A 5,284-nucleotide genomic window follows, 5' to 3' on the forward strand; every position below is an offset into this window, starting at 1 on the left:
AACTTGCTCTTTTTTGATTCTGATACCCCGTCCGCTTGCGGCGGGGTAGTTCATTGGCGATTTTTAGTGGTGGAGATTGCGGCGAGCCGTGCCTCCATCGACCTTTATGCGCAGCCGCGACGATGACCCCCTACCCGCAGCCATTATTGACGAGCTAGACACCCTCAAATATGAGTCTGAAGGCGATCGCAACGCCATGTACAACGAAAAAAACCTGTTTCACAAAGGGCATATCACCGATGGTCGCTACGGAGCCTGGAAAGATTCCTTAGATCCAGCCCTAGCAGCCGAAATTGCCAAGACCTACGCCGAATGGTTTGAAAAATATGGCTATCCCATCGAGTGTTGAACTCGGAACTTTCAACACGCCAGCGGGTCACCTGTTCTGGGATGATGCTCCTCCCGAACCGTTTGCTCAAACCGAACCAACAAGGTTATGAATTCTTTATTCATGCCATCAAATTCCAGTGGTTCACTCTATGATTAGGTTCGCTAGGATAGGGTGCGATCGCCCATTGATCTTCCATCGACCATTCACCCGTCGTTACAACCGTGTTAAAACTTCGTCGCCTATCCCCCCTAGTTTTCGCTAGTTTGACCCTGCTGAGCCTGCTCCTGTCCCTGGGGCTTACCACCCCCACCCAGGCGCAAACCGCTCCCTACTGCCAAATGCCCGACGCTGATGTGACGGCAAAAGAAACCCTACGCCAAGCGGCTCTGAGCGGTGACGAAGGGGCGATCGCCAGCTACCAAGCCATTCTACAAGACCACGCCAATCAGCTTAAAGACTGCCGCAGCCAGTCTTCAATCCACGAACAAGCCATGTGGATTCGCCTCTATCCCTGCGATGCCCTGCCCGGAGTGCTGGATGCCCTGCTGGATCATATCGTCAACAAGGGCTACAACGCCGTATACGTCGAAGCTTTCTACAACGGTCAGGTGTTGCTGCCCCAAGCCGAAAATCAAACCCCGTGGCCGTCGGTGATTCGGACTCCGGGCTACGAGCAGAAGGATTTGCTGGCTGAGGCGATCGCCAAGGGACATCAGCGCGGCCTGAAGGTGAATGCCTGGATGTTTACGATGAATTTTGGCTATACCTACAGCCAACGGAGCGATCGCCAAGACGCCCTAGCGCGGAACGGTCGCGGTCTGACCAGCGTGGAAATGGCCTCTATCGCTAGCGGCGGCACGGCTAATTCCGAAGAAACCTTTATTGATCCCTACAGCGATATCGCTAAGCAGGACTACTACTACATGGCCGAAGCGATCGCCCAACGCAATCCCGATGGCATGCTGTTTGACTATGTGCGTTACCCCAAAGGTGCAGGCGCAGACTCCGTGGCCAGTAAGGTTAGCGACCTGTGGATCTATGGCTCTGCCTCCCAGCAAGCCCTCGAAAATCGCGCCCAAAATCAGCGAGGCCGAGAACTGATCAGCCGTTTTCTCGACCAAGGCTACATTTCCGCTAACGATATCGAATCGGTCAAATCCCTCTATCCTCAAGAGTCCGAGCCGTTATGGGAGGGGCGATCGCCGTCCAGTAGCGCCACCCCTCGATCCGCCAGCGACCTCCAACCCGTCCTCCAACGCGAACTCTGGTATCTCAGCATTGCCCACGCCTTCCAGGGCGTGATCGATTTCGTCAACTTGGCGACCCTAGCTCCCCAACGACACGGCATTACCGAACTGGGCACCGTTTTCTTCCCAGAAGGCAACGATGTGATTGGCCAAGGTTTCGACTCCCGGATGCAGCCCTGGGATCGGTTTCCGAGCAACCTGGAACGTCACCCAATGGTATATGCCGTATGTGGCGAAGCCGATTGCATCATGGCTCAAATTCGCGAGGTCGTCGATGCCTCTCCTGGCATCACTGTTAAGCCCGTATTGGCCGGAATCTGGGGCAAAGAACTGGACGGCCACCCCTCCCTGGAAATCCAAATGCAGGCCCTTCGCCAAACCTTCCCGCAAATTGATTCCGTCAGCCACTTTGCCTACTCCTGGCAAGAACCCGACATCGACAATCAGCGCAAGTTTTGCCAACTCCGGTAGTTACAGTAGTTACAGTAGTTACGGTAGGACGGATACCGCCCACCGCTCCCCTACTCTACCTCCGAACCTCCGAAGCCGGACACCGTCCCGCATTCATCATCGCGACCATACCCTCCGCCACAAACTCATTCACCTCTTGCCCATGCTCCCGAATCAGCGCCACAATCTCCGGATCCTCCGAGGTTTCGGTAATAGCCACCCCGTTCGGCGTTAGCTCAACCTGGCGATCGTAGTGTTCAGCATTCACAAACATCTCCGGCAGCGTCGGACTCATCATCGTAAACCCTTGCCCCTCGTCGATCCGATCGTACATTTCGGTGACGTGCTCTTGGATCAACGCCGCAATCTGGGGATCATCCGATTCGGTCACCGCTCGAATACCGCCCGGAATTTCTTCCACGGTGCGCTGAATCGAGTCATGGTTGACAAAGAGCTGATGAATGACCTGCATATCATCCCAATCGGAATTTCCCCGCATATGGGGCATATCATCCCAATCGGAATTTCCACGCATGTGAGGCATATCATCCCAGTTTCGATTTCCCCAGCGGTGGGGCATATCGTTCCAATTGGTAAAATCTTCATCCCACTGGGCACAGGGGCGATCGCCCGCCATGCGCTGAGCCATGCGCTGAGCCATTACCCCGAAGACGTTTTCAGCATTCTGACTGACCGCCACCTGCGCCCCCAGCACAACGGCTCCTAAAGCCAGAAAAAAGGTAACAATGCCCAGAACAATTTTACGCTTCATGGTTAACCCCCTCATTCGTCCGTAATGCAGCGAAGACGGTAGGTATACCCTCACGCTATCACGCCGACCCAAAAGGCGATCGCCATTCACAAAGAAATTAACACCCCATCACCCCCAGGACTTATGCAATTGAGCGATTTTGCGCGGGGTTACCCCGCGCAAAATCGCCTAAAAGACTCAGTAAGTCCTGCCCCCATCACCTCCAGAGAGCAAAAACGGGCAGGTAAACCCCACCCGTTCCAAAAATCGCTAGCCGTTCACCTTAGTAGGTTTCAACGTGCCAACGGCCTGCTTTCTTCATTTCACGCTGGTAATCAGCCCAGTTCACGCCGTCTTTCGCCGCCACCGCCGAGAACACCTCATCAATGCCCCCTTCCATGCCTTTCAAACCACAGATATAGGTGTGCGTCTTCTCTTGCTGGATTAGCGACCAGAGCTCATCCGCATACTCGGCAATCCGGTGCTGGATATACATTCTGCCACCTTCAGAGTTTTGCTGTTCGCGGCTAATGGCGTAGGTCAGGCGGAAGTTATCGGGATACTTCGCCTGCATGTCTTCCAGTTCCTCCTTGTAAAGAATGTTCGGAGTCTTAGGAACACCAAAGAACAGCCATGCAAAACCCTTGAACTGATACTCAGAGTTCCGGCTGCGCTCGTAGTCTTTAAACATTCGCCATAGGTACGCCCGGAACGGCGCGATTCCGGTTCCAGTTCCCATCATGATGATGTTGGCATCTTCATCGGGAGGGAGGAGCATTTCCTTACCCACAGGGCCAGTGATTTTAACGTCAGCACCGGGTTCTAGGTCGCATAGGTAGGTCGAGCAAACACCGTACACCGTTTCGCCACTTTCGGGGTGCTTGTACTCCAACTGGCGTACGCACAGGGATACGGTATTGTCATTCATGTCATCGCCATGACGGGTCGAAGCGATGGAGTACAGACGCAACTTGTGGGGTTTCCCATTATTATCTGTACCTGCCGGAATGATGCCAATACTCTGGCCTTCAATATATTTCAGGTCGCCACCGGACAAGTCAAAGGTGATGTGGTTTACGCGGCCAATGCCACCTTCACCGACCAACGGTTCGTTGCTAATGCACTTGCCGATGAAGGGGCTGTTTGGACGGTAGATATTAACTGGAACGTCTGCATGCTTCTTCTCTTTAGCCTGAGTCACGGGCTTGTCCTCTGCTTTTGTCACAACGGGTTGCGTAGGACTTGATGAGGAGGCTCCATTCGTGGGTATTGACGCACCATCCAATGGGCGAATGCTGACAATCTTCCCACCGAGACGAGCAATGCGACGCATTTCCTCGTTCATGCGGTTATAGGGAACAGTCATAAAAACACTGCCGCTCCGACGAATCGGATAATCACTCTTATCCGTTTCCTGATTTTGCCTCAAACCTTGAACTTCGTAGACGAAGAGGCGGCTACCGTAATTTGTATTCGCGGCACTGCCGGCTGCACTTGGGTTATACATCGTTAAAAATCGGTGATAGTTTCAGAATCCAATATGACAGGCACGTTCGGGACGCACCGCTTCCACCAGATAATGTCTAAATTACCGGATTTTGAGCGTTTCCGAAATCCATCACGTTGCACATTTCAAGTGCTCAGCGCCACACAGAGCGTTGAGAAAACACGGTACATCAACGGGTATGGCGCATTCTAGCCCAAGTTTGGCTCCTCACCAAGAATGCTCACAATTCAGGGCGATCGCCCCTTATTGCATCAACACCATATCGAGAAACACCGAATCGGAATGTCAATCTGGTATCAATTTCATGATCATCTCCGGGGAACCGCATCCCCTTGTGGGTGCGGAGGGATAGGAGCGTAAATTTTGCGTGGCTCGATGCCACCAAAATTTACAATCTCTTGACAGGACAACAGATATGGATGAAATAGGATAAGTCTATGACTCAAACCATATCTGTATCCTGCAAGCTTCAAGTCCATCTAGAGTTGCGCCAAGAAATTGACGTGACGCTGAAAGCTTTTGCTGAGGCTTGCAATCAGATATTGGCAGTTGCAAAACGGGAAAACGTTCGCAACACCACGAAGCTGCATCACTTGACCTATCGGGAAGTGAGAGCAACGACCGGATTGAAAGCGAACCATGCTTGTCAGGCAATTCGTCGCGTAGTCGGCAACTTGAAAGCGACAAAGCAGGTTCACCAGTTCAAACCAAGTTCGATCAGTCTGGATGCCAGAGTCTTCACGTATCGGGAAGTTGACCAGCACGTAGGCATTACCTTGCTCAATCAGCGTGTGTGGTTGCCTCTTTCGATTGGCAACTATCAACGCGCACTCTTGAGAGGGCAAAATCCGACGAGTGCAACATTGGTCAAGCGTCGCAACGGAGACTACTACATCCAAATCGCGATTGACCTGCCCACTGACCCAACGGGTAAAACACGTGACATCCTCCCGACGCTCACCCTATCGGGTAGAGCGCGGGCTTCCCCAGATCGCTCT

5 protein-coding genes are annotated in these 5,284 nt (G+C 53.0%); 3 read left to right on the forward strand and 2 right to left on the reverse strand.

Annotated elements, in window-relative coordinates:
- Positions 1 to 88: 88 nt before the first annotated feature.
- Complete coding sequence (locus tag IGR76_06295; GenBank protein ID MBF2078127.1) at positions 89 to 349, forward strand: hypothetical protein; 261 nt, start codon at positions 89 to 91, stop codon at positions 347 to 349.
- A 176-nt stretch (positions 350 to 525) separates the two neighbouring features.
- On the forward strand, positions 526 to 2,049 hold the full coding sequence (locus tag IGR76_06300; GenBank protein MBF2078128.1) for a family 10 glycosylhydrolase: 1,524 nt from the start codon (positions 526 to 528) through the stop codon (positions 2,047 to 2,049).
- 55 nt (positions 2,050 to 2,104) lie between these two features.
- On the opposite strand, the gene IGR76_06305 is transcribed toward IGR76_06300, so the two are convergent.
- Positions 2,105 to 2,800, reverse strand: coding sequence for a hypothetical protein (locus IGR76_06305; GenBank protein MBF2078129.1), 696 nt, complete (start codon positions 2,798 to 2,800; stop codon positions 2,105 to 2,107).
- Between the two features lie 262 nt (positions 2,801 to 3,062).
- Positions 3,063 to 4,286 carry a ferredoxin-NADP reductase gene (locus IGR76_06310; protein ID MBF2078130.1) on the reverse strand — a complete coding sequence of 408 codons (1,224 nt, stop codon included), beginning with the start codon at positions 4,284 to 4,286 and terminating at the stop codon, positions 3,063 to 3,065.
- 437 nt (positions 4,287 to 4,723) lie between these two features.
- Here IGR76_06310 and IGR76_06315 point away from each other — a divergent pair.
- The coding region (locus tag IGR76_06315; protein ID MBF2078131.1) for a transposase at positions 4,724 to 5,284 on the forward strand (561 nt) is incomplete at its 3' end.

It is taken from the genome of Synechococcales cyanobacterium T60_A2020_003 (genome assembly GCA_015272205.1).
Taxonomy (GTDB): Bacteria; Cyanobacteriota; Cyanobacteriia; order RECH01; family RECH01; genus JACYMB01.

What these genes read in the sequence shown, in the direction of transcription:
- IGR76_06305 (MBF2078129.1), bottom strand. Translation starts at nt 2,800, where the DNA reads ATGAAGCGTAAAATTGTTCTGGGCATTGTTACCTTTTTTCTGGCTTTA.
- IGR76_06310 (MBF2078130.1), bottom strand. Translation starts at nt 4,286, where the DNA reads ATGTATAACCCAAGTGCAGCCGGCAGTGCCGCGAATACAAATTACGGT.